This is a genomic window from Marinomonas sp. PE14-40 (assembly GCF_051623805.1).
GTDB lineage: Bacteria > Pseudomonadota > Gammaproteobacteria > Pseudomonadales > Marinomonadaceae > Marinomonas.
The window spans coordinates 2,505,240-2,527,500 of sequence record NZ_CP130700.1; the positions used below are offsets into that span (position 1 = coordinate 2,505,240).

General features: G+C 39.8%; 24 protein-coding genes and 2 rRNA genes (1 of these 26 running past the window's edge). 17 read left to right on the forward strand and 9 right to left on the reverse strand.

Annotated features, from left to right (window positions below):
• The 3 genes from choW to betI all read right to left on the reverse strand — a co-directional run bounded on the left by choW (position 1) and on the right by betI (position 2,601).
• Positions 1-846 carry a choline ABC transporter permease subunit gene (gene choW / locus Q0A08_RS11560; RefSeq protein WP_438467405.1) on the reverse strand — a complete coding sequence of 282 codons (846 nt, stop codon included), beginning with the start codon at positions 844-846 and terminating at the stop codon, positions 1-3.
• A 102-nt stretch (positions 847-948) separates the two neighbouring features.
• Entirely contained in the window at positions 949-1,884 is a 936-nt protein-coding gene (locus Q0A08_RS11565) for a choline ABC transporter substrate-binding protein (protein ID WP_438467407.1), read from the reverse strand.
• Between the two features lie 132 nt (positions 1,885-2,016).
• Positions 2,017-2,601 carry a transcriptional regulator BetI gene (gene betI, locus Q0A08_RS11570; protein WP_438467408.1) on the reverse strand — a complete coding sequence of 195 codons (585 nt, stop codon included), beginning with the start codon at positions 2,599-2,601 and terminating at the stop codon, positions 2,017-2,019.
• Positions 2,602-3,025: 424 nt separating this feature from the next.
• Here betI and Q0A08_RS11575 point away from each other — a divergent pair, with 424 nt between their 5' ends.
• From Q0A08_RS11575 to Q0A08_RS11595, 5 genes are all read left to right on the forward strand, one after another.
• A complete protein-coding gene (locus Q0A08_RS11575; RefSeq protein ID WP_438467410.1) occupies positions 3,026-4,174 on the forward strand; it encodes a MalY/PatB family protein in 1,149 nt (382 codons plus the stop codon).
• Positions 4,175-4,289: 115 nt separating this feature from the next.
• On the forward strand, positions 4,290-4,682 hold the full coding sequence (locus tag Q0A08_RS11580) for a DUF1801 domain-containing protein (RefSeq protein WP_438467412.1): 393 nt from the start codon (positions 4,290-4,292) through the stop codon (positions 4,680-4,682).
• Between the two features lie 68 nt (positions 4,683-4,750).
• On the forward strand, positions 4,751-5,581 hold the full coding sequence (locus Q0A08_RS11585; protein WP_438467414.1) for a sterol desaturase family protein: 831 nt from the start codon (positions 4,751-4,753) through the stop codon (positions 5,579-5,581).
• A 9-nt stretch (positions 5,582-5,590) separates the two neighbouring features.
• A complete protein-coding gene (locus Q0A08_RS11590) occupies positions 5,591-6,265 on the forward strand; it encodes a YceH family protein (protein ID WP_438467416.1) in 675 nt (224 codons plus the stop codon).
• A gap of 69 nt (positions 6,266-6,334) precedes the next feature.
• Complete coding sequence (locus Q0A08_RS11595; protein WP_438467418.1) at positions 6,335-7,375, forward strand: Gfo/Idh/MocA family protein; 1,041 nt, start codon at positions 6,335-6,337, stop codon at positions 7,373-7,375.
• Positions 7,376-7,442: 67 nt separating this feature from the next.
• On the opposite strand, the gene Q0A08_RS11600 is transcribed toward Q0A08_RS11595, so the two are convergent.
• The 4 genes from Q0A08_RS11600 to Q0A08_RS11615 form a co-directional block, all read right to left on the reverse strand.
• On the reverse strand, positions 7,443-7,952 hold the full coding sequence (locus tag Q0A08_RS11600) for a GNAT family N-acetyltransferase (RefSeq protein ID WP_438467420.1): 510 nt from the start codon (positions 7,950-7,952) through the stop codon (positions 7,443-7,445).
• Positions 7,949-8,269 carry an antibiotic biosynthesis monooxygenase family protein gene (locus Q0A08_RS11605; protein ID WP_438467422.1) on the reverse strand — a complete coding sequence of 107 codons (321 nt, stop codon included), beginning with the start codon at positions 8,267-8,269 and terminating at the stop codon, positions 7,949-7,951. The genes Q0A08_RS11600 and Q0A08_RS11605 overlap by 4 nt, the downstream gene beginning before the upstream one ends.
• 62 nt (positions 8,270-8,331) lie before the next feature.
• Entirely contained in the window at positions 8,332-8,685 is a 354-nt protein-coding gene (locus Q0A08_RS11610) for a MazG nucleotide pyrophosphohydrolase domain-containing protein (protein ID WP_438467631.1), read from the reverse strand.
• A 51-nt stretch (positions 8,686-8,736) separates the two neighbouring features.
• Entirely contained in the window at positions 8,737-9,249 is a 513-nt protein-coding gene (locus Q0A08_RS11615) for a GNAT family N-acetyltransferase (RefSeq protein ID WP_438467424.1), read from the reverse strand.
• Positions 9,250-9,448: 199 nt separating this feature from the next.
• Here Q0A08_RS11615 and Q0A08_RS11620 point away from each other — a divergent pair, with 199 nt between their 5' ends.
• The 12 genes from Q0A08_RS11620 to Q0A08_RS11675 all read left to right on the forward strand — a co-directional run bounded on the left by Q0A08_RS11620 (position 9,449) and on the right by Q0A08_RS11675 (position 19,355).
• Complete coding sequence (locus tag Q0A08_RS11620; RefSeq protein ID WP_438467426.1) at positions 9,449-10,084, forward strand: LON peptidase substrate-binding domain-containing protein; 636 nt, start codon at positions 9,449-9,451, stop codon at positions 10,082-10,084.
• A gap of 65 nt (positions 10,085-10,149) precedes the next feature.
• Positions 10,150-10,773, forward strand: coding sequence for a sigma-70 family RNA polymerase sigma factor (locus Q0A08_RS11625; protein WP_438467428.1), 624 nt, complete (start codon positions 10,150-10,152; stop codon positions 10,771-10,773).
• A complete protein-coding gene (locus Q0A08_RS11630; RefSeq protein WP_438467430.1) occupies positions 10,766-11,521 on the forward strand; it encodes a ChrR family anti-sigma-E factor in 756 nt (251 codons plus the stop codon). Before Q0A08_RS11625 ends, Q0A08_RS11630 begins: the two co-directional genes overlap by 8 nt.
• Positions 11,522-11,776: 255 nt before the next feature.
• Entirely contained in the window at positions 11,777-12,211 is a 435-nt protein-coding gene (locus tag Q0A08_RS11635; protein WP_438467432.1) for a nuclear transport factor 2 family protein, read from the forward strand.
• Entirely contained in the window at positions 12,208-12,915 is a 708-nt protein-coding gene (locus Q0A08_RS11640) for an SDR family NAD(P)-dependent oxidoreductase (RefSeq protein ID WP_438467434.1), read from the forward strand. The genes Q0A08_RS11635 and Q0A08_RS11640 overlap by 4 nt, the downstream gene beginning before the upstream one ends.
• 2 nt (positions 12,916-12,917) lie before the next feature.
• Positions 12,918-14,171: an NAD(P)/FAD-dependent oxidoreductase gene (locus Q0A08_RS11645; protein ID WP_438467435.1), complete on the forward strand. Its 1,254-nt coding sequence runs from the start codon at positions 12,918-12,920 to the stop codon at positions 14,169-14,171.
• A complete protein-coding gene (locus Q0A08_RS11650; protein ID WP_438467437.1) occupies positions 14,168-14,938 on the forward strand; it encodes a DUF1365 domain-containing protein in 771 nt (256 codons plus the stop codon). The genes Q0A08_RS11645 and Q0A08_RS11650 overlap by 4 nt, the downstream gene beginning before the upstream one ends.
• Before the next feature lie 27 nt (positions 14,939-14,965).
• A complete protein-coding gene (locus Q0A08_RS11655) occupies positions 14,966-16,252 on the forward strand; it encodes a class I SAM-dependent methyltransferase (protein WP_438467439.1) in 1,287 nt (428 codons plus the stop codon).
• Positions 16,230-16,739: a DUF2878 domain-containing protein gene (locus tag Q0A08_RS11660; RefSeq protein ID WP_438467441.1), complete on the forward strand. Its 510-nt coding sequence runs from the start codon at positions 16,230-16,232 to the stop codon at positions 16,737-16,739. Before Q0A08_RS11655 ends, Q0A08_RS11660 begins: the two co-directional genes overlap by 23 nt.
• A 3-nt stretch (positions 16,740-16,742) precedes the next feature.
• Entirely contained in the window at positions 16,743-17,237 is a 495-nt protein-coding gene (locus tag Q0A08_RS11665; protein ID WP_438467443.1) for a chalcone isomerase family protein, read from the forward strand.
• A 44-nt stretch (positions 17,238-17,281) separates the two neighbouring features.
• Positions 17,282-17,815: a DUF3833 domain-containing protein gene (locus Q0A08_RS11670; RefSeq protein WP_438467445.1), complete on the forward strand. Its 534-nt coding sequence runs from the start codon at positions 17,282-17,284 to the stop codon at positions 17,813-17,815.
• A 208-nt stretch (positions 17,816-18,023) separates the two neighbouring features.
• The gene (locus Q0A08_RS11675; RefSeq protein ID WP_438467447.1) at positions 18,024-19,355 is read left to right on the forward strand and encodes a pyridoxal phosphate-dependent aminotransferase; all 1,332 of its coding nucleotides are present in this window, start codon (positions 18,024-18,026) and stop codon (positions 19,353-19,355) included.
• A 420-nt stretch (positions 19,356-19,775) separates the two neighbouring features.
• Here Q0A08_RS11675 and rrf read toward each other — a convergent pair.
• Together rrf and Q0A08_RS11685 are read right to left on the reverse strand one after the other, a co-directional pair.
• Positions 19,776-19,890 (reverse strand): 5S ribosomal RNA (gene rrf, locus Q0A08_RS11680).
• Positions 19,891-20,079: 189 nt separating this feature from the next.
• Positions 20,080-22,261 (reverse strand): 23S ribosomal RNA (locus tag Q0A08_RS11685) (it continues 706 nt past the right edge of the window).

Consider the following 22,261-nt stretch of genomic DNA (forward strand, 5'->3'; position numbering starts at 1 on the left):
TTATTCCTCTTTACCGCGAGATGGAGATTTACAAATTCGATCAAGCATAATTGCTACTAATACAATCGCAATACCCGCTTCAAACCCTTGTGAAATATTAACTGTATTCAAGGCACGAATAACTGGCTTACCAAGCCCATCAGCACCAACAAGTGCTGCGATTACCACCATAGAAAGAGACAACATAATACACTGAGTAATACCTGCCATAATGTTAGGCATAGCGGCAGGTAACTCTACCTTATAAAGCAACTTGGACTTAGTACAACCAAACGCTAAACCGGCTTCAATTAACTCATTTGGTACCTTACTAATACCTAGGTAGGTCAAACGAATAGGTGCTGCGACAGCAAATATAATGGTCGAAATAAGACCAGGAACATAACCTAGACCAAATAAAATAAGTGTTGGAATCAAATACACAAAAGTCGGAATGGTCTGCATTAAATCCAGAATCGGTCTCATTATGGTATATAGCCAAGGCCTGTGAGCAGCCGCGATCCCTAATGGCACACCGATCAAAACACTGATAAAGGTTGCCGATACAACCAAGACTAAAGTCTGTATGGTTTCTACCCAATACCCTAAGTTCAAAATCAATAACAAGGCCAAACTAATAAAAACTAATAGACCAATACTTCTATGCAGGAACCAAGCTCCAACAAGAACTACTGCAATGACGGCCAGTGGGTGCATCCATTCAATCGCACCAACCAAGGTTAAAATAAGGGTTTCTAGTACCTCAGATAAAAAGTCAAAAAACACCCCTGCCACATCGATCAACCAATCGACAAAGGATTCCATCCAGCTTCCGAGTGGTATTTTATTATCCGTAAGCCAGTTCATATTCTTACCTCTGCCAAATTCATTCTCTTACCCTCTTTAAAACTTGGCCCAACCTAAAGTCACTAAGTTGGGCCATTTTTATATTATTATTGTATTGCTAACTTAAAGGCCTAAATGGCTCTTAACAGCACTCATGCCGTTACCACCAGATTGGGTTTTAACCCCTTCTAACCATGCATCCAAAGCACCTGGATTTTTCGCCAACCACTCTTTTGCAGCAAGACTTGGCTTCTTACCATCATCAAGAATGGCACCCATAATTTCATTCTCCATTGCTAGAGAGAATTCTAGGTTAGTTAGCAACTTACCTACATTCGGGCATTCACTGGTATAAGACTTACGCACGTTGGTGTGTACGTCCGCACCACCATAGTTAGGGCCAAAGTAATCATCACCACCCGCTAGATATTCCATTTCGAAGTTAGCATTCATTGGGTGTGGGGCCCAACCTAGGAAAGCGATCCACTTGTTACGACGTGTATTACGCGAAACTTGAGAAAGCATGCCAGCTTCACTTGACTCGACTAACTGAAAGTCACTCAATTCGAACGCATTTGAGTTAATCATGTCTTGGATTATACGGTTACCATCATTACCAGGTTCGATACCATAGATGCGACCATTAAACTTCTTCTTGAACTTAGCAAGATCTGCAAAAGTTTTTACACCAGCATCATAAGCATTTTTACTTACTGCAAGTGTGTACTTCGCGCCTTTTAGGTTAGCTCTTAAATCTTCAACTGTGCCTGCTTTTAAATAAGGCGCAATGTCCGCTTCCATTGTTGGCATCCAGTTACCTAAAAAGACATCAATATCGCCATTGGCCAAAGATGTATAAGTAACAGGAACAGACAAGAGTTGAGTTTTGGTTTTATAACCTAAGCCCTGAAGAACTTCAGAAGCAACAGCAGTGGTTGCTGTGATATCAGTCCAACCTACGTCAGAGAAACGTACTGTCGAACATTCAGCCGCGATACCAGCACTTGATACAGCAACGGCTGAGGTTATAAATAGAGACTTACTAACTTTAGATAACATAATTTCCCCTCTTTATTTATGCCCATTGGGCTTTGATAGTATTTCAATCGAGATAAGTCTCGTTTAAAAAATACAACCGAATTTATTGAGTAGTATTTATATGTACTTCTAACGTGTTAACGCTTTTACTAACTAATCCTTCACTTTAAAAACAATTTCTAAATACTCTTCAATCAAACTTTCTGAAGAGTGCTTTTCATCACCAGCTAAACAGCTTCTTAACCACATACCATCGATTAAAGCCGCCAGAGTCGCTGCAATATGACGCGCCTCTTCAATCGCAAAATGTTGTCTTAAAGTGACAACCAAGATGCTATTAAGACGGCGCGCATAGACTTTTTGTAATCGGGCCAGATTCTGCGTATGCATAGCTGAGGCCCAAAAGCCTATCCAAGCCTTCATCGCTTGGGCACTAGTTTGTGACTGACTAAAACAAGTATTCGCTATTGCTATTACCTGTTCTTTACATGAATAAGATTGTTTCGCTTCTAATTGAGCATTTAAAATATCAAAAAACTCACGAATCAAACTTTTCATTGTTTCTTCTAAAAGGCCATTTTTACCACCAAAGTAATGATTGATAATAGCAGGCGATACACCTGCTTTTTTACCAATCACACTAACAGTTGCACCGGCAAAGCCTAATTCATCAATCGCTTCTATCGCAGCCTTAATTAATTGAGGCTTTCTGATCTCTGGCATTCCTACTTTAGGCATCAATTTACCTTTTTATTAAATGCGCGTTCAATAACCGCATACTAGGACGTAATGATTAAAAGGGTCAAGCTTATGACTCTTTGCTGAAATATAGATAAATAAAATATCTATTTGTTTTTATTAATTATTTTTATAATAACACATTTTTAATGCAGGGATTTTTTGTATTGGTCCATGTCGGTTTAGGATAAGTTGCTTAAATGTTCAACAAAACTTCTTTTTAATAAAGCGTTCATTTCGAACAAGGTCTCGCCCTTATTTCACGACTAAATGAATTTATAACACTTGCTCAGTAACAAACAAGCCAGTAGATTGACGCTAGGTAAATTAACACATCAAACTTTAACAAGCCGCCTAGATAAATAGTCTTTAACGATTGATTTCATCAATTTTCCCGCGGATTATATTTGTAAGGAAACCATCAATGTCAGACTTCCACCTACAGGAAAACTCCCTGATTAAAGCCAAAGATAGACACAACACCCACAGTATCAAGTGGGATAAGTTTCCCAATGATGTTATTCCTATGTGGGTTGCAGATATGGACTTTGCATCACCTGAGCCTATCATTAAAGCGATTCAAGACAGAGTAAGTGATGGTGTATTTGGCTATACAAAAGCAGCCCCAGAGCTTGATAAAGCAATTATAGACAACGCAAAAAACAACTATCAGTGGGACATAAAAGCCAATCAAATTTACTACTTACCAGGCTTAGTTTGTGCTTTACATGTAGCAGTACGCGCTTTCACTAAAGAAGATGAAGCCGTCATTATCCCTGGCCCCGTTTATTTCCACTTAACAAAAGCGGCGGAGCTTGCGAATAGAAAAATACATTCTATTCCAATGCAATTAATCAATGACCGCTGGCTACCAGATATGCAAGCATTTGCTGACGCTTGCGCTGATACAAAATCCAAACTTATTTTACTTTGTAATCCACACAATCCTGGTGGCACAGTATTTAGCCGTGATGAATTACTACAAATTCACGCTTTAGCAGCAAAGTACGATCTCACTGTTGTATCAGATGAAATCCATTGTGATCTCATTCTAGACGAAGGTCTTACTCATATACCTTTTGCTAGCCTAAACCAAGATGCTGCTAGTCGAACAGTCACACTTATGGCTCCAAGCAAAACTTATAACGTTGCGGGTTTAGGCCTAGCTTATTCAGTGACACAAAATTTAACGTTAAAAAATAAATTTAATTTAGCGCGTTCAGGGATAATGCCAGACCCAAATTTATTAGCTTTTGATGCGACTCAAGCTGCCTATACTCAATGCCAAGATTGGCATCGAGACCTCATAAAATACCTAAGAAAAAACAGAGCGTTAATCCAGCAAAGGCTAGCACCTACCCAATGTACAATGAGTCAAATTGAGGCGACATATTTAGCTTGGATAGATGTCTCATACCTTAAGTTAGACAACGCTGAAGCGTACTTTTTAAAGGCTGGTGTCGCAATTTCTGATGGTAAACAGTTTGGCAATCCGAACTTTATTCGCCTAAACTTTGGGTGTTCCTATCAACAACTCGACCAAGCACTAACTAGGCTGCTGAAGGTAATGTAAACCCATAACATTACTTGTCTCTATCACATTAATTTGAGCTAAGTCCTTTATTTAAAGGACTTAGTGCCTATTATTTGAGGCTGCCATAGGTACTTATGTCGATAGAGAGGTTAGTATGCAAGCGCTCACATCCAGTTTAATGCTACAAGACTATCTCGATAAACTCCCTGTTCATATGAAGGATGACTTTCAAGAAATCGTTTCATTGATGAGCTTAATCGCCCCAGATGCAACCTTAAGCTTGAAGTCAGGTATGCCTTTATTTGAAATTGATCATGAAGGGCTATTCGGATTAGCGGCAAGACCAGGCTATTTAAGCCTATACATTCCAGATTCAGAACTATTAAGTCACTTTGAAGAACGTTTACAGCCAGCGCATATGGGTAGCGACTGTTTCCACTTTGAAAATCTTGATAAAATGAACCTTAATGTGATTGCTGAACTATTAAGTAGAGTAAAAAGTGATTTGGTTCACAAAATTCAGCATAAAAAAATTGACCTGCACTAGATGATAACAACAACTAGATAGTTATTATCTCACTTTTAAAAGCCGACTTAAGGTTTGATGTAACCACCATGACAGACTATGACTTTCGAGTGCTGATTTTTCTATTGTGCTTTACAAGTTTTTTATCTTGGCAAAGCATCAAACCTAAAGTCAAATTAGAGCAAATTGGGCGTCGCTGGCGTCATAATTTGTCTCTTTTTTTTATCGATATATTTGTCGTAAGGTTAGCTCAACCTATCTTATTAGCGACTCTTGCCCTTTCCTTAAATGACAATTCTTTTTTACGGCTAGAGCTTTTTAGCAATAAGCCTATTGTCAGTCTAGTTCTAGCCATATTACTTCTCGACCTAGCCATTTATTGGCAACACAGAGCTAGTCATGCATTTCCATTCCTTTGGCGTATTCATCAAGTGCATCATACCGATCCACAAATAGACTTAACGACAGCCGTTCGCTTTCACCCAGTGGAAATATTACTATCACTGGCTTACAAAGCAGTCATCATTTTTGTTTTCTCTATTCCTTTCGAAGCCGTTATTATTTTTGATGTCTTACTTAACTCTAGTGCTTTGTTTAACCACGCTAATGGCTACCTTCCTAAAAAGCTCGATAAACTCATCAGGTTTATTCTTGTTACACCAGATATGCATCGTATTCATCACTCACAATTAGCGAAAGAAGCAAACTCCAATTACAGCTTCTTTTTAAGCATTTGGGATCGTCTTTTTCATTCCTATACACAAGGGGATGAAAATACAGACCAAAACCTGAAAACAGGACACCCACAATACGCTAAGAATTTTGAAAAGAACCCAGAAAAACTTACCTTATTGTTCTTAATAAAAATGCCTTTTTCATTAAAAAACAATAAAATAGAGAGACAAGAAACCAATTCATAAGGATGAAGTATGAGTATCGTTATGCTGGATGACACGCAAAGTAGAATTCTTGGTAGCCTAATGGAGAAGCAGGTTACTACTCCTGATCAATATCCTTTATCTTTAAACTCCCTTACTAATGCCTGTAATCAAAAGTCGAATCGTGACCCTGTTGTAAACTATTCACAAGGGGAAGTTCAAACAGTTATAGACGCTTTAATAGAAGATGCATTGATCGTCGACACATCAGACTTCAATAGTAGAACAGCTAAATTTCAACATAGATTCTGTAATACCGAGTTCTCTGATAGACAGTTTAGTGAGCAAGAGTTTGCCATCATTTGTTTATTACTATTACGAGGCCCTCAAACCCCAGGCGAACTGAAATCACGTAGCGGCCGCCTCTGTCAATTTTCAAATTCGACAGAAGTTGAAAGCTGTTTACACACTTTATCAGATAAGAATGGTGTGAATTATGTACAACAGCTTGCCAGAGAGCCAGGTAAAAGAGAATCTCGTTTTATCCATTGCTTTAGCGAATATACACCTAATATTAATCCCTCTTTTGCGGCTGAACCTATGCAACAAGAGCAAGCAATGAAGACAGAAAAGCAAAACGAGCTCGAAGAAAAAGTTCGCTACCTTGAAGACAAGGTCCTAGATTTAGAAAGTCGGCTAGAGATACTTGAACAGGCCTTAAATTAATTCGAACAGCAGTAACAGCAAGCGTCACTTTTTAAAACTAGTAACGCTTTATCGTATTAGGAGAAACTTATGAAAAATTTCCGTTGGGGCATTTTAGGTACAGGGAAAATTGCTCACCACTTTGCTAGGGATTTCTCCTTTACTAAATCAGGGGAATTAAGAGCTGTGGCCTCACGCAATAAGGATACTGCTGATGCGTTTGCGACAGAGTTCGATATCGAATTAGCCTTGCAGGACTATTACTCTTTAATCAATAGTGATGAAGTCGATGTTATCTATATTGCCGTGCCTCATGTGCATCATTACGAACTAACCAAGGCTTGTATTCTCGCAGGTAAAGCGGTTTTGTGTGAAAAGCCTTTTGCTATGAATGAGTATCAAGCCCAGGAACTATATGCTTTAGCCCAAAAGCACAAAGTATTTGTTATGGAAGCTATGTGGACTCGTTTTAACCCTGTTGTTGAGCAAGTTATCGATTGGGTTGCTGACGAAGAGATCGGTCAGTTAAACAGTATTCAAGCAAGCTTATGCTTTGTTGCACCGTCAGACCCAGAGCATAGAGTGAATAATCTAACTCTTGGTGGTGGAGCCTTACTAGATGTAGGAATTTACCCTGTCTTCCTAGCTCAGCTTTTTTGGGGTAAACCTGATTTTGTACAGAACCAAGCTATTTTAAGCGAAACTGACGTAGATGTGCATAACCAGATTCTACTAGGTTGGGATAATGGCGCACTCGCATCGTTAGAGTCTTCTATTATGTCCCACTCTCCCAATAGAGCCGTTCTATCAGGGAGCAAAGGCTACATTGAAATTGATACAGACTGGCATAAAGCGAAATCGTGTCGTTTGATTTCAAAAGACAATAATGAAAGAGCCGTTGCTTTTGATTTTCCTGGTATGGGCTATCAATTTGAAGTTGACGAAGTAAATCGTTGCTTAGAAGAAGAACTCATTCAAAGCCCGAATTATACTTGGCAACATAGCTTAGAATTGGTTCAAACCTTGGATGAAATACGACAAGATATGGGAGTAAGATACGAACAAGACCCTGAAATACATGATGAAGATATCGAAGAGCATCATCACGAACACCATCATCATAAACATTAAAAGTGTATGTGTCGGTTTTGTTAACCAATAAAAAGCCCCGTTTTCTGGGCTTTTTATTGGTGCTAAGTTAGTTATTTAAATTAAGCTTGTACTGAGTGCAAGCAAGGTAGCGCCCATTAAGGCAATAATGGTTTTGCATGGTTACCTGCTCAACAAACCCCTGTTTTTCCAGTACTCTCGCCGAAGCAGGGTTATTATTCATCACCCAAGCGGTTAAACTTTTAAGCCCTAGCTGAGTCTTGGCTAATCGAATCAGACCAGCTAATGCAAAGCTTGCAACGCCTTTACCTGCAGCGGCTTCAGCCACGCGATAACCAACCTCAGCAGTCGAAGTTTCATCGTTAATATCTTTAATATTCGCTCTAGCGATCACTTCATCATCTTGAAATACTAAACAAGATAACTTTTCCCCCGCATCATAGTCTGATACTAGATCTCGAATATGAGCAAGAATCACAGGTCGGCGATAAAAACCATCGCCTCGCGAGGCAATCAGACTTTCAAAATAAAGACGATTCTCAAGTTCAAAATCAATCAAAGTCGTCAGATGCTTTTCGTCTAGCAGCTCTAGCTTCATTCTACCGCTCCAGCATAAATACCTTGATAGTGCTCGACTATAGGGAAAGGGTCATAAAAATGGTGTAACAATGCTTTCCATTCTTGATACTCGGGGGATTGGCGAAAACCCACTTCATGGTCTTCTATAGTCTGCCAATTCACCAATAAAAGATATCGATTAGGATTTTCAATACACTGCTGTAATTGGTGAGAGATGTAACCAGACATACTGACTATGATGGCCTGAGCTTTGCCAAAAGCCAATTCAAAGTTCTCACTTTGCCCCGACTTCACATCTAATATAGCCACTTCTAAAATTGGATTTTCTGACATCATAAGCCCTCCTTGAGCAATGAAAGTCGGTACCTTATTCAAAATGTATTTAAAACAATAAGGAGCTAACTAGGCTGCTGCGCTTGCTCTTCAGCTAACGCTAACTTTTGTCCATGTTTTATGTCAACCCAAGTCTTACCTGACTCTAACCCAGAGATACGCGCTTCATATTTATGGCAGGCTCGTGCCAATACAGAATCAGTGCTGATACCTCTTTCTTGCTCAATTGCTTGTAAGACATTCAGATAATCCCATAGCGCATCAGCCAATTCATCTTCCAAATAACAATCACGTTGTTTAGGCATTTCTTCGATAACTTCATCGACCTCTTTTTTAATTTCTTCTAAATAAGTCGATGATCCATTTGACCAAGTATTCCCCTGATCTAATTTACTTTTGCGTTTAACTATTTGTATCAGTTTTTCAAAATCTTTCGTTGTATTCTTCGTGTTAAAAAATAAAGATAATAACTAAGGTTTAAAACCTGGTTTAATTCTAGCCATTAACAACAGACTAGACAGTTTCCCCTCTTTAAAAATACTAAAGCGTTTTTCCCCTTCTATTTCAAAGCCTAGTTTTTGATAAAGGGATATCGCGATAGCATTATCTGCATGCACTTCTAACTCAATTCTCACTAAATTAAGCCAGTTATCCGCCTGATTCAGCATCTCAGCCAACATGGTTTTACCAATTCCTTTACCGTGAGCATCTGGGTGCACCGCTATCATCAAAACACCAGAGTGCTTCATGCGCATTTTATGCGAGGTCATGATAGACACATGGCCTAGTACTTTTGCTGCAACGTCATCAAAGCCCAGTTCTGCAACTAGGTTGTAGCAATTCTGGCGTTCAAAAAAGCCATCAATTGTTTCAGAGTTCAAATAGGGTAGTTGTGAGGTATTTTCAGTAACGCTGACATAGCGATAGATGTCTCTTAATGCGGGCGCATCGCCTTTTTCTAAATGTCTAATTTTGATATCCAAGTGATGTCCTTATGCTTAGAAAGTTAATTGTCATATAGGTAACGTATGATTCTACAGGCATCTCTCTTCCTCTCAATCATTAACGACCTTCTATTTTTAATCAAACTGAACTTATTTTAAGGATTGATAGAGCAAAAGTGATCTCTTTTAATACGATACTCGTATAAAGATTCGAACCTATAAAAGTGTCGTAATACTTATGTCATCACCAAATTTAACTAGCGCACCTGTACCCATTACAAATATGCCTATTTTCCCTTTGCATGTTTTCCTTTTGCCCAAGGGCAGGCAAAAGCTTAGAATTTTTGAAGCTAAGTACCTTACTATGGTAATGGCGTCACTAGAAAGTCGAGGGTTTATTATTTCATTCCCTCATTCAGAACAGGGCGCTACTATCACGAAAGACTCGTTAACGCCGGTTAGCCATTGGGGCACCCTAGTCAAAGTGGTGGACTTTGATCAAGGAGATGATGGCGTGCTCTTAATTGATGTTGAAGGAGAGCTTTTAGTAAGTCTACAAGGTTTTCATTATCAAGAAGACGGACTACTTTTAGGTGATTACTTACCAAGACAGCATTGGCCTATTGCCACACAGTCAGAACCTGTAATACCTAAACCGATACTAGCAGCCACTCTAAAAGAGCTTTTCTATCAGTATCAAGACCTAAACTTACTTTACCCTATTCCTAACTTTGAAAGTGCTCATTGGGTCAATGCTAGGTTGCTTGAAATACTACCGATACCACATAAGGTAAAAGCACATTTTATACAGCCCGATAGTTTGTCATCTCTTACCACTTTTTTAATCACTTATATTCAAGGAAATAATTCATAAAAAAGTGAACCTTATTTTCATTGATAACGTAATGGACTATAAATGATCACTATGGCTGATTTAAAATGCAAACAAGCATAAAGAATTTTGGGACAAATAAGGATAATGGTATCTATAACCAACCCCAATTATCGACAGAACTTTGCTGTTGGCTAACTTTGGTTGCAAAGCAAAGAGACAAAAAGGCTTTTACTCAGCTGTTTAATTTTTTTGCCCCAAAAATAAAGCGATTTGGCATCAATAAATTAAACAATGAGGCAATGGCACATGAACTAGTGCAAGACACTATGGCACTCGTTTGGAAAAAAGCTCATCTGTTTGAAGCTAGCAAGGGAGCGGCCACAACGTGGGTTTACACCCTTATGCGTAACACTTGTTTCGATACCCTCAGAAAAATGAAACACAAAGATAGTTTGTCCCTTTCAGATGACATTTGGCCATCTGAGTTAGTTGAAGTGTTATCAGATGACGCTGAATTTAAAGATCACTTACTTAATGAAAAGATCTTAAAAAGTATCGACTCTTTACCTCTTGCACAGCAGTCCATCATTAAAGGGGTTTATTACCAAGAGCTCACACAAGAGCAATTGGCCAAACAATTGGGTATTCCTTTAGGTACAGTTAAATCACGTCTTCGTCTCGCACTTTCAAAATTAAAACAGCAAATGGGAGATAAATACCATGATTAAACAACATCCTACTCAAGCTGTTTTAAGCGCCTTTATTCAAGGAGATCTTGACGCTTCTATCGCCATAATAGTGTCAAGCCACATTGAAATGTGCGAACAGTGCCAAAAGGAGGTCAGTCAATTAACAGAAATAGCAGCAGAGAAAGCCTTTGAGCAAGACATATTAGATGGTTTTAGCGCATGCACTTATCAAGTTAGCGATCAAGCCGACTCTCAAGCATTCGACTCTAGTTTATCTGAAAGTATGATTGATGAAATAATGTCGCTACCTATCGATGAGAACACAATTGAAGAAAGCGGCCTTAGCCAAGAAATGTATGAACATACAGTGGCAGCTCACACCCCAAAAAATCAGAAGATAATTAGCCACAAAGACGGTCAAATACCTCTTCCTAGAGCACTGAGTTCTTTAGATGCAGCGCCTTGGCAGGGGGTTGGTAAAGTTTCTCGTGCTCGTTTTCAATTTGATGACAACGAGAGGCGCTTAAGCCTACTAAAAATAGATAAAGGCGGACAGATACCACAGCACACACATACCGGTATTGAAATTACGCTCTTATTAGAAGGTAGCTTTGAGGATGATATGGGCACATATCAAAAAGGTGATTTTATCTGGTTAGATAAGGAGAATACTCATTCTCCAATTACTCAAGAAGGGTGTATTTGCTTAACTCTAGTAAGTGATGCCCTACACTTTACTCAAGGATTTTCTAAGCTTCTTAACCCTCTTGGAAAACTCATTTATTAATTTCCCAAGCATTTCTATTAAAACTAACTAATCTTAATTAAAACAAGATATTAAAAGTTAATCCTAAGAAAAGAGAAGTTTAAAAGCTTCTCTTTTTTCATTTTAAGCGACTAGTTTTAATCCAAAACTATTTCGCAATGCCATCACCTAATACAAAGACCAAAACTAATTTAGAAGAAATGTGATCTAAAACTCATTAGCTGGCGTATTGGTAATTAATTAATCTAAAACTGCATAAAACTGAAGGCACAAACTATGGCAAATACATTGTGGTTAGATAACTTTATAACAACCTATAGCAAGTTAGGTATTAACAATTTGCACCTACTAAAAGAAATCTATCACCAAGATGTTCAATTTGTTGACCCTATGCATCAGCTTAAAGGCCTAGACACTTTGCTTAATTATTTTGATGAACTCTACACCCAAGTAAGCCATTGCCAGTTTGTCGTTGAAGAAGTTTTAGAAGCCGATAGTGAAGCGGCTATTTATTGGACCATGACCTTTTGTCATAAAAAATTAAATAAACAACAACCGATTAAAGTTCAGGGTCATTCACATATCAAAAGCCAAGATGACAAGGTTATTTTCCATCGTGATTATCTAGATCTTGGTGCCATGCTTTATGAGCAAATACCTCTGTTAGGCGCATTAATTAAAAGTATTAAGTTTAGAGCGAGCCAAGCATGAGAATTATGATAACAGGAGCAACATCAGGAATTGGTTATCAATTAGCTTTGGCTTATGCAAGGCAAGGCCACCAAGTAATTGCCTGCGGTCGTAATCAAGCCAAGTTAGATCAGCTGATAACACAAAATTTAAATATCACTAGTCTTTGTTTTGATTTGACTGAATATCAAGATTTTCCAGATTTAAGAGAGCCATTAGACATGCTCATTTTTAATGCGGGCGATTGTGAGTACATAGACGACAGCCTAAATTTTGATGCAAAAATGTTTGAGAGAGTCATTAACATCAACCTTATCTCTGTTGCATATGGTTTAGAGAAGTGGCTTAAACATATAAATAAAAGCGGCCGTCTCGTTCTAGTCAGTTCTAGCGCTGCACTATTACCTCTACCAAGAGCAGAAGCCTATGGCACGTCTAAAGCAGGGTTAACTTATTTAGGGAGAACTCTCGCAGTATCTTTAAAAGAGCATGAGATTAGTGTCACCACGGTACATCCGGGTTTTGTAGATACCCCTCTCACTCAAAAGAACAACTTTCCCATGCCTATGCTTATTAATAGTAAAGAAGCCGCTATTAAGATTACTCAAGGCATTGAAAAAGGAAAATCAGAGATCAATTTCCCCTTAGTTTTTGTACTTTTAATGAAGTGCTTCAGTTTTCTGCCTCTTTCAATTTGGCAACGACTCGCCTCAAGGATGGTTTAAAAATGAAGAATATTGCCATTATAGGTTCAGGTATATCAGGACTTACCTGTGCTCACTTACTCGACACTAAACACAATGTCACAGTGTATGAAAAAAATCATTATGTAGGTGGTCACACGGCAACGATAGACATAGAACATAAGGGTGAAAAGCTAGCGATTGATACAGGTTTTATTGTTTTCAATAACAGAACCTACCCCAATTTCATTAGGTTGCTCGACAAATTGGGAGTTAATAAAAAAGAAACCGAAATGAGCTTTAGCGTTCATAACCCGAAATCAGGTTTTGAATACAATGGTCACACTATCAATAGCTTGTTTGCTCAAAGAAGAAACCTACTAAAGCCTAGATTTTGGAAGCTTATTTTTGAGATTATGAAGTTCAATAAACTTTGTAAGAAAGCCTTCCATGAAAATGATTTTAGCCAAGCAAAAACCTTAGGAGACTTCTTATCTAAACAAGGCTTCTCTAGCTTTTTCGCTGAGCATTACATTTTACCAATGGGCGCTGCAATTTGGTCGACCAGTCTACAAGAAATGGAGTCATTTGAGCTTAAGTTCTTCATTCAATTTTTCTTCCATCATGGATTGCTCAATATTGTCGATCGGCCTCAATGGTATGTTGTTGAAGGTGGATCACGGAGTTATGTGAGTAAAATCACAGATAAACTTACCCAAGCAATTCAGTTAAACACGGACATTAGACAAGTCACACGCCAAACTGATGGCGTACATCTATTATTTGCTAATGGCGATGAAAAGATCTTTGATGAGGTCATTTTTTCCTGCCATTCAGACCAAGCTTTGCAATTACTTGGTGATGCAAGTCTTGATGAAAAGGCAATTTTAGCGGGTATCCCCTACAGCCCAAATCAAGTCACACTCCATACAGACACCAAGCTTCTACCCAAACGTAAACTTGCTTGGGCAAGTTGGAATTACAGATTAGATAAAGCATCAGATCACCCTGCTTGTGTGACTTATATTATGAACATTTTGCAAGGTATTAATAATGATTCGACCTTTTGTGTGACCCTCAATCAAGATGCGGCAATAGACCCTGATAAGATTATTCAGTCCTTTACTTACCATCATCCTGTTTTAAATACCCAAAGCGTGAGTGCACAAAATAAAAGGCATCTCATTTGCGGTAAAAACAACACTCACTTTGTTGGCGCCTATTGGTATAACGGTTTTCATGAAGATGGCGTTAAAAGTGCTCTTGATGTAACAAAGCGATTTGGAGCAGAGTTATGACAGGTTTAAGCACTACACAGTCCCCCATTTCACTCAAAAGTGGTATCTATTCTGGCAGCGTTCGACACAGACGCTACGCTAAGGTGTTTCACCAGTTCAGCTATCGTATTTATATGATGGGGTTAGATTTAGATGAACTAGAGCACACGAATAAATTAAGTAGACTCTTTGGCAGTCGCTGGTTTCATCCTATTCGCTTTCAACAAGCTGATTACATCAAGTCTGAAAGCGGGAACTTAAAGCAACGAGTCCAAAGTAAAATCACCAAACTGGGTGGTCATTGGAAACATACAAACCGTGTCATGATGTTGGCCCAATGCCGCTGTCTTGGTCTCTATTTCAGTCCAATTAACTTCTATTTTTGCTACAACGAAAAAGATGAATGCCAATATATGTTAGCTGAGGTTAGCAATACTCCATGGCGAGAGAGACACTATTATCTCATCCCAATAGGACAAGAAGTAAAAATTAAAAAAGACTTTCATGTGTCTCCCTTTATGGAAATGGACATGGATTATCATTGGCAAATTACCCCACCAGAACACAAAGCCATAGTGCATATAGAGAATCATCAAGCTAGCAAGGTTTTTGATGCGACTCTTACCTTAAAAAAACAAACGTTAGATGCAAAACAACTAAGAGCTACTTTAGTGTCATTACCTTCTATGACACTCAAAATTCTCCTCGGTATTTATTGGCAGGCATTAAAACTCTTGGTTAAACGTGTGCCTTTTGTCTCTCACCCAGACTCCCGCTCTAACACCTAATATATTGATTACGATGTGAGGTTCTCCATGGAAAATATTGTTAAGCAAAGACAGCAATTTAAGCAAAATCACCTCAATTCAGTTGAGGTTGACGGCAAAGTTTCTCAAAGTCGTCGCATCATTTTTGCCCTACTTAGCCAACTTAAAGATGCGCAACTTGAGTTGATTGAAACTCATGATAGTCATTTTTTTGGTGATGAAAATACGGATCTGAAAGGGCAAATAGTGATAAGTGATTTAAGCTTTTATCAGGATGTTCTAGCTAATGGCAGCATAGGTGCAGCTGAGGCTTTTCTTGACTCTAAATGGACCAGCCCAGACCTGACTAAAGTCATACAAGTTATGGCAAGAAACTCTATGGAGCTAGATAAAATAGAAAGAAATATGAGATGGTTATCTAAGTTAAAAAACCTTTTTTTAAGACGTAAAAACATAAATTCAGAACAAGGATCTAAGCGTAATATTCTTGCCCACTACGATATTGGCAATGATTTATACCAAGGCTTTCTAGATACTTCTATGCAGTATTCTTCTGCCATCTACAATGATAAAGCGCAAAACCTAAGCCAAGCTCAAATAAACAAAATGAAAACCATTTGCGAGCGGCTTAGCTTGACCGCGAATGACCATGTTGTAGAAGTTGGCACTGGCTGGGGTGGTTTAGCGATTTATATGGCTCAAAATTATGGCTGCAAAGTCACAACCACCACTATTTCAGATGCTCAGTTTGATTATGCTCAAAAACAAGTTAATGAACTTGGTCTAGAAGATAAAATCACCCTTCTCAAACAAGATTATAGAAAGCTTTCAGGGCAATATGACAAGTTAGTATCTATCGAAATGATTGAAGCAGTGGGACATGAGTTTCTGCCTACTTTTTTTTCTACCTGCTCAAACCTACTTAAGCCAAGTGGCAAGATGCTCATTCAATCCATCACTATTGCCGATACTCGTTATGAACAATACCGAAAGGGTGTGGACTTTATTCAAAAATATATTTTCCCTGGAGGTTGCTTACCTTCCATTGCAGAAATGTCTCGCCACTTTGAAAAAAGTACCGATATGGTGATACATCAAATTAATGATATCGGCTTGCATTATGCTCGGACCTTGGACGACTGGAAACAGGCTTTCGAGAAGGAGTGGGAGCAACTTAAACAGTTAGGTTATAACGAAGAGTTCAAACGCCTTTGGTTATTTTACTTGAGTTATTGTGAAGGCGCTTTTTTAGAACGCGTTATCAGTACACACCATATAGTTGCAAGAAAACCTAGGTACCAGGGTGCAGAAGATGAAGTGGTTTTGGCTTATTAATTTAGGGCTCTTTCAAGCAAGTTGGCTAGTGGCCGCTTTTTTAACTGAATATGCTGCCCCTATTATTTTCGCTTTTATTTGTTTGAATTTTTACCTATCTCCTAGTCCGAAAACGGATATTAAGCTGCTTGCTCTCATTGGGGTTGGGGTTTGTGTCGATAGCTTGCACTTTTATATTGGCACATTTAAAGCTGATGCTAGCTTTTTTCCTATTTGGTTAATCATGTTATGGGCGATGTTCAGTATCAGCTTTAACCACAGTTTTATTTGGTTTACCAAACAAGCTTATTGGATTTTAGCTTTAGTTGGTGCAGTTGGAGGGACTTTAAGTTACTGGGGAGGCATAAAGACTGGCGCCTTAAGTAATAGCCATTTATCAACAAGTACAAGTTTAATCTATTTAGCTTTAAGTTGGGCCATCGTTTTTCCTCTGCTAGTTAAAGTATATAGACAACTTATTCCCTCTGATTTCTATCAAGTTAGGTGATATATGAAGTACTGGTTAATGATTATTTTCATCAGCTCACAGGCATATGCCACTCCCATAGAGCATCTAACAAAATTAGGTGAAGGAGAAATGAGTTACTTATTTTGGACCTTGTATCAAGCAGAACTCTACGGTACAAATCAGCAAGTAGACTTCAAAGATCAAGATGAGTTAGCACTGAAAATCATCTATCAAAAAACGATTTCAAGTAAAGCGTTAGTCGATGCCACCAAGGATCAATGGCAGAAACTTAACTACACCAGTGAAGAAATAGATAAATGGCTAAAGCCTTTAACGAGTTTATTTCCAGACGTACAGAAAAAAGACAGTTTGCTTCTTAAGTTAGATTCACAAGGACAAAGCCAGTTTTTTTTAAACCTTGAGCCAATTGGAGTGATTAAAGACACAACATTTGGTCCTGCCTTTATGGCTATTTGGTTATCCGAAAACACCTCAGAACCCAAATTAAGAAAACAGTTATTAGGGCTCTCACAATGACTATTTTATTCAATAAACGCTTTAAAAGACGAATAGCAAAACCCATGACAAAATTAATCAAAATAATCACGCTTATTTTTATCAGCCTATCAATCATGGCTTGTAGCTCACCTAGCCTAGATAAGCATCTGGGTAGTTCGCCTGAACTGAAGCTAGAAACTTTTTTTCAAGGTGAGCTTGTTGCCTATGGCATGATATTAGATCGCTCAGGCAACTTACTAAGACGTTTCAATGTAAAAATGATGGCTGATTGGCAAGGTAATAAAGGAGAAATTAAAGAATGGTTTGAATTCGATGATGGAGAGAAGTCAATCAGAATATGGCAACTAGAAAAAGTAGGGGACAATAACTACATAGGGCAAGCTGCAGATGTTATTGGTATAGCAAAAGGCCGAACTCAAGGCTCTGCACTATATTGGCAGTATGATCTTGAGATTGAGGTAGAAGGCGAAAACTATACTGTCACACTTGATGATTGGATGTTTTTACTGGATCAAGATCGACTCTTTAATAAGACAGACATGACTAAATTTGGTTTCAAGGTGGGAGAAATCATTATCTACATTGAAAAGCGTTAGTTGTGAAAGCGAATTACTCTGAAGCTTACTCGCCTAATCTAGCACAAAGATGAAAACCTGTCTTCAGAGTCGGCCCTTTATTATCTCGCATTATTTTTTGAAATGACTAAGCAAAAAATCCTCGCGCTAAATGTTTCAAACCACTTTTTTGTATGAGGTAACATATTTCTAACCTTATTAAATAAGACAGTTTTAGCAGAGTAGAAATATGATGACCAAAGTAACAACAGATAACACCCCAATAAATTTTCATAAAGTCAGTAATGCATTAGACAAAGCCAAGATCCCCTCTCTTGCTAAAGCATCTATTCGAGAACTCGTTGCATTAGTGAATACGATTGAGTCAGACACAGGTGAAAAGTACATCCGTATGGAAATGGGAGTACCGGGGTTACCAGCACCTAGCATAGGGATTGAAGGAGAGATTCAAGCGCTGGAGTCTGGTGTAGCCTCAAAATATCCCATGCTTGAAGGCATACCACAACTCAAGCAGGAGATCAGTCGCTTCTGTGAGTTGTTTATGAATATCAAAGTAAGCCCAATTGGTTGTTTTCCCACTGTGGGTGCAGCACAAGGCGCACTAGCCTCTTTCCTAGTAGGTAATCGAACTAAAGAAAAAGGCGCGACCCTCTTTATTGATCCAGGATTCCCTAATCAAAAGCGCCAGCTAGAAATGATAGGTCAAACATGGGGAAGCTTCGATGTTTACAACCACAGAGGAGATGCACTTGGAGCAGAACTCGAAAGGCATTTAGCAAGTGGCAAATACACAACACTCCTTTACTCTAATCCTAATAACCCTGCTTGGATTTGCTTTAACGAAGAAGAGTTAAAGACGATAGCGGTTTTAGCTAAAAAGTATGATGTGATTGTGATAGAAGATCTTGCTTACTTTGGCATGGACTATAGAGAAGATTATAGCGTTCCAGGTGAAGGACCTTATCAGCCAAGTATTGCTCATTATACAGATGAATACATCTTACTGATTTCAAGTTCGAAGGTGTTTAGCTATGCAGGGCAAAGAATCGCAAACCTCGTCATTTCAGACGCCCTGTTTGAACGCCAATACCCAACTCTCAATTCAAATTTCACCCATGACCAATTTGGTAAAGCCATAATTTTTGGCGCCTTAGCGGGCTTATCCGCAGGTGTAACGCACTCAACACAATATGGCCTAAGTGCTATGTTAAAAGCATCAAACGATGGCCAGCTACCTTTTTTAAAACTAACTAAGGTATATCAAGATAGAGCGGCGAAAATGAAAGCCTTATTCATTAAATATGGTTTTGAAATTGTCTACGCTGAAGACAATGGAACACCACTCAGTGATGGTTTCTACTTCACCTTCTTCCATCCAAATCTAGATGGTGACGCCCTACTAACTAACCTGCTTTATCATGGTATCAGTGCTATCTCTTTGAATAATACAGGTTCAGAACAGATAAACGGTGCAAGAGCTTGTGTCTCACAAGTGCAGGATGAACAGCTAGAAGATCTTGAGGCACGCCTAAAAGCTTTCCATACTAGATTTAACCAATAGCCTAATAAGTAGTTCAAAGATACAGATTAAGATGAGCCTCTCAATCTGTGTTTAGGCCAGTAAGCAAAAGCTAATTATCAGTTCGATAATTAGCTTTTTAGTAAACTCTACTACTGATATCTATTATTTTTCGGGGGGATTACCTACTCTTGGCGATGCGTTGTCGTCTCATAAATTTTAGGCAAAAAAAAAGCCTGATCAGTGATCAGGCTACTTATCTTTAGAGAGTAACCTTGATAACGATCTACTCTCACATGGGAACTCCCACAAAAACATTAAGGATACCACTTTTCACTTCTGGCTCTTTTTAGACAATGGGATGGGATCAGGTGGTTCAGATGTTGTCGTCTCTTACCCTTTACCTAGTAAATTTCAGACAAAAAAAAGCCTGATCATAAGATCAGGCTTTTTATAATTCAATCTTGATAACGACCTACTCTCACATGGGAACTCCCACACTACCATCGGCGATGCGACTTTTCACTTCTGAGTTCGGGATGGGATCAGGTGGTTCAGACGCTCTGTGATTATCAAGAAATTCTGTTTGTCAGAACAAGCTCTGTTTGTGGCTTATTCATTGACGAATTTGCTTATGCTTTAACAATACTTTTTGAATAGTCTTCTCTTCATTAGAGAAGTTAACGATAACCAAGCCTCAAACCAGCTTGCGATGTTTTACCATCTTTTTAAATCGTAATATAACGCTAAACCATTTTGGCGTTATATGGTCAAGCCTCACGAGCAATTAGTACAGGTTAGCTCAATGCCTCACAGCACTTACACACCCTGCCTATCAACGTCGTAGTCTTCAACGGCTCTTTAGGGAACTTAAAGTTCCAGTGAGATCTCATCTTGAGGGAGGCTTCCCGCTTAGATGCTTTCAGCGGTTATCCCGTCCGAACGTAGCTACCCGGCAATGCCACTGGCGTGACAACCGGAACACCAGAGGTTCGTCCACTCCGGTCCTCTCGTACTAGGAGCAGCTCCTCTCAAATCTCAAACGTCCACGGCAGATAGGGACCGAACTGTCTCACGACGTTCTAAACCCAGCTCGCGTACCACTTTAAATGGCGAACAGCCATACCCTTGGGACCGGCTTCAGCCCCAGGATGTGATGAGCCGACATCGAGGTGCCAAACACCGCCGTCGATGTGAACTCTTGGGCGGTATCAGCCTGTTATCCCCGGAGTACCTTTTATCCGTTGAGCGATGGCCCTTCCATACAGAACCACCGGATCACTAAGACCTACTTTCGTACCTGCTCGACGTGTCTGTCTCGCAGTTAAGCGCGCTTTTGCCTTTACACTCTTCGCATGATTTCCGACCATGCTGAGCACACCTTCGTGCTCCTCCGTTACTCTTTGGGAGGAGACCGCCCCAGTCAAACTACCCACCACACAGTGTCCTCGATCCCGATTAGGGACCTGAGTTAGAACCTCAAACATACCAGGGTGGTATTTCAAGAGTGGCTCCACCAAAACTAGCGTCTTGGTTTCAAAGCCTCCCACCTATCCTACACAAGTAGGTTCAAAGTTCACTGTGAAGCTATAGTAAAGGTTCACGGGGTCTTTCCGTCTAGCCGCGGATACACAGCATCTTCACTGCGATTTCAATTTCACTGAGTCTCTGGTGGAGACAGTGTGGCCATCGTTACGCCATTCGTGCAGGTCGGAACTTACCCGACAAGGAATTTCGCTACCTTAGGACCGTTATAGTTACGGCCGCCGTTTACTTGGGCTTCGATCAAGAGCTTCGCCGAAGCTAACCCCATCAATTAACCTTCAAGCACCGGGCAGGCGTCACACCCTATACGTCCACTTTCGTGTTTGCAGAGTGCTGTGTTTTTAATAAACAGTCGCAGCCACCTGGTATCTTCGACCAATCTCAGCTTAGGGAGCAAGTCCCATCACCAAAATCGGCGTACCTTCTCCCGAAGTTACGGTACCATTTTGCCTAGTTCCTTCACCAGAGTTCTCTCAAGCGCCTTGGTATTCTCTACCTGACCACCTGTGTCGGTTTGGGGTACGGTTCCCATATATCTGAAGCTTAGAAGTTTTTCCTGGAAGCATGGCATCAACCACTTCACCCAAAAGAGGGCTCGTCATCAGTTCTCGGCCTTAAGGCAACCCGGATTTACCTAAGTCACCAGCCTACCGCCTTAAACACAGACAACCATCGCTGTGCTGGCCTAGCCTTCTCCGTCTCTCCATCGCAATATATGCAAGTACAGGAATATTAACCTGTTTCCCATCGACTACGCATTTCTGCCTCGCCTTAGGGGCCGACTCACCCTGCCCTGATTAACATGGGACAGGAAACCTTGGTCTTCCGGCGGGGGAGTTTTTCACTCCCCTTATCGTTACTCATGTCAACATTCGCACTTCTGATACCTCCAGCCTGCCTTACAGCTTGACCTTCAACGGCTTACAGAACGCTCCTCTACCATGCCTAGTAAACTAAGCATCCGTAGCTTCGGTGTACAGTTTAGCCCCGTTATATCTTCCGCGCAGGCCGACTCGACTAGTGAGCTATTACGCTTTCTTTAAAGGATGGCTGCTTCTAAGCCAACCTCCTAGCTGTCTAAGCCTTCCCACATCGTTTCCCACTTAACTGTAACTTTGGGACCTTAGCTGACGGTCTGGGTTGTTTCCCTTTCCACGACGGACGTTAGCACCCGCCGTGTGTCTCCCGTAATTGCACTCATTGGTATTCGGAGTTTGCATGGGGTTGGTAAGTCGGGATGACCCCCTAGCCCAAACAGTGCTCTACCCCCAATGGTGAGATACGAGGCGCTACCTAAATAGCTTTCGAGGAGAACCAGCTATCTCCGAGCTTGATTAGCCTTTCACTCCTATCCACAAGTCATCCCCGCATTTTTCAACATACGTGGGTTCGGTCCTCCAGTT

Bases quoted from the DNA above. Each gene is read 5' to 3' on its own strand.
- choW (WP_438467405.1), bottom strand. From the start codon at position 846: ATGAACTGGCTTACGGATAATAAAATACCACTCGGAAGCTGGATGGAA.
- Q0A08_RS11565 (WP_438467407.1), bottom strand. From the start codon at position 1,884: ATGTTATCTAAAGTTAGTAAGTCTCTATTTATAACCTCAGCCGTTGCT.
- betI (WP_438467408.1), bottom strand. From the start codon at position 2,601: ATGCCTAAAGTAGGAATGCCAGAGATCAGAAAGCCTCAATTAATTAAG.
- Q0A08_RS11575 (WP_438467410.1), top strand. From the start codon at position 3,026: ATGTCAGACTTCCACCTACAGGAAAACTCCCTGATTAAAGCCAAAGAT.
- Q0A08_RS11580 (WP_438467412.1), top strand. From the start codon at position 4,290: ATGCAAGCGCTCACATCCAGTTTAATGCTACAAGACTATCTCGATAAA.
- Q0A08_RS11585 (WP_438467414.1), top strand. From the start codon at position 4,751: ATGACAGACTATGACTTTCGAGTGCTGATTTTTCTATTGTGCTTTACA.
- Q0A08_RS11590 (WP_438467416.1), top strand. From the start codon at position 5,591: ATGAGTATCGTTATGCTGGATGACACGCAAAGTAGAATTCTTGGTAGC.
- Q0A08_RS11595 (WP_438467418.1), top strand. From the start codon at position 6,335: ATGAAAAATTTCCGTTGGGGCATTTTAGGTACAGGGAAAATTGCTCAC.
- Q0A08_RS11600 (WP_438467420.1), bottom strand. From the start codon at position 7,952: ATGAAGCTAGAGCTGCTAGACGAAAAGCATCTGACGACTTTGATTGAT.
- Q0A08_RS11605 (WP_438467422.1), bottom strand. From the start codon at position 8,269: ATGATGTCAGAAAATCCAATTTTAGAAGTGGCTATATTAGATGTGAAG.
- Q0A08_RS11620 (WP_438467426.1), top strand. From the start codon at position 9,449: ATGTCATCACCAAATTTAACTAGCGCACCTGTACCCATTACAAATATG.
- Q0A08_RS11625 (WP_438467428.1), top strand. From the start codon at position 10,150: ATGCAAACAAGCATAAAGAATTTTGGGACAAATAAGGATAATGGTATC.
- Q0A08_RS11630 (WP_438467430.1), top strand. From the start codon at position 10,766: ATGATTAAACAACATCCTACTCAAGCTGTTTTAAGCGCCTTTATTCAA.
- Q0A08_RS11635 (WP_438467432.1), top strand. From the start codon at position 11,777: ATGGCAAATACATTGTGGTTAGATAACTTTATAACAACCTATAGCAAG.
- Q0A08_RS11640 (WP_438467434.1), top strand. From the start codon at position 12,208: ATGAGAATTATGATAACAGGAGCAACATCAGGAATTGGTTATCAATTA.
- Q0A08_RS11645 (WP_438467435.1), top strand. From the start codon at position 12,918: ATGAAGAATATTGCCATTATAGGTTCAGGTATATCAGGACTTACCTGT.
- Q0A08_RS11650 (WP_438467437.1), top strand. From the start codon at position 14,168: ATGACAGGTTTAAGCACTACACAGTCCCCCATTTCACTCAAAAGTGGT.
- Q0A08_RS11655 (WP_438467439.1), top strand. From the start codon at position 14,966: ATGGAAAATATTGTTAAGCAAAGACAGCAATTTAAGCAAAATCACCTC.
- Q0A08_RS11660 (WP_438467441.1), top strand. From the start codon at position 16,230: ATGAAGTGGTTTTGGCTTATTAATTTAGGGCTCTTTCAAGCAAGTTGG.
- Q0A08_RS11665 (WP_438467443.1), top strand. From the start codon at position 16,743: ATGAAGTACTGGTTAATGATTATTTTCATCAGCTCACAGGCATATGCC.
- Q0A08_RS11670 (WP_438467445.1), top strand. From the start codon at position 17,282: ATGACAAAATTAATCAAAATAATCACGCTTATTTTTATCAGCCTATCA.
- Q0A08_RS11675 (WP_438467447.1), top strand. From the start codon at position 18,024: ATGATGACCAAAGTAACAACAGATAACACCCCAATAAATTTTCATAAA.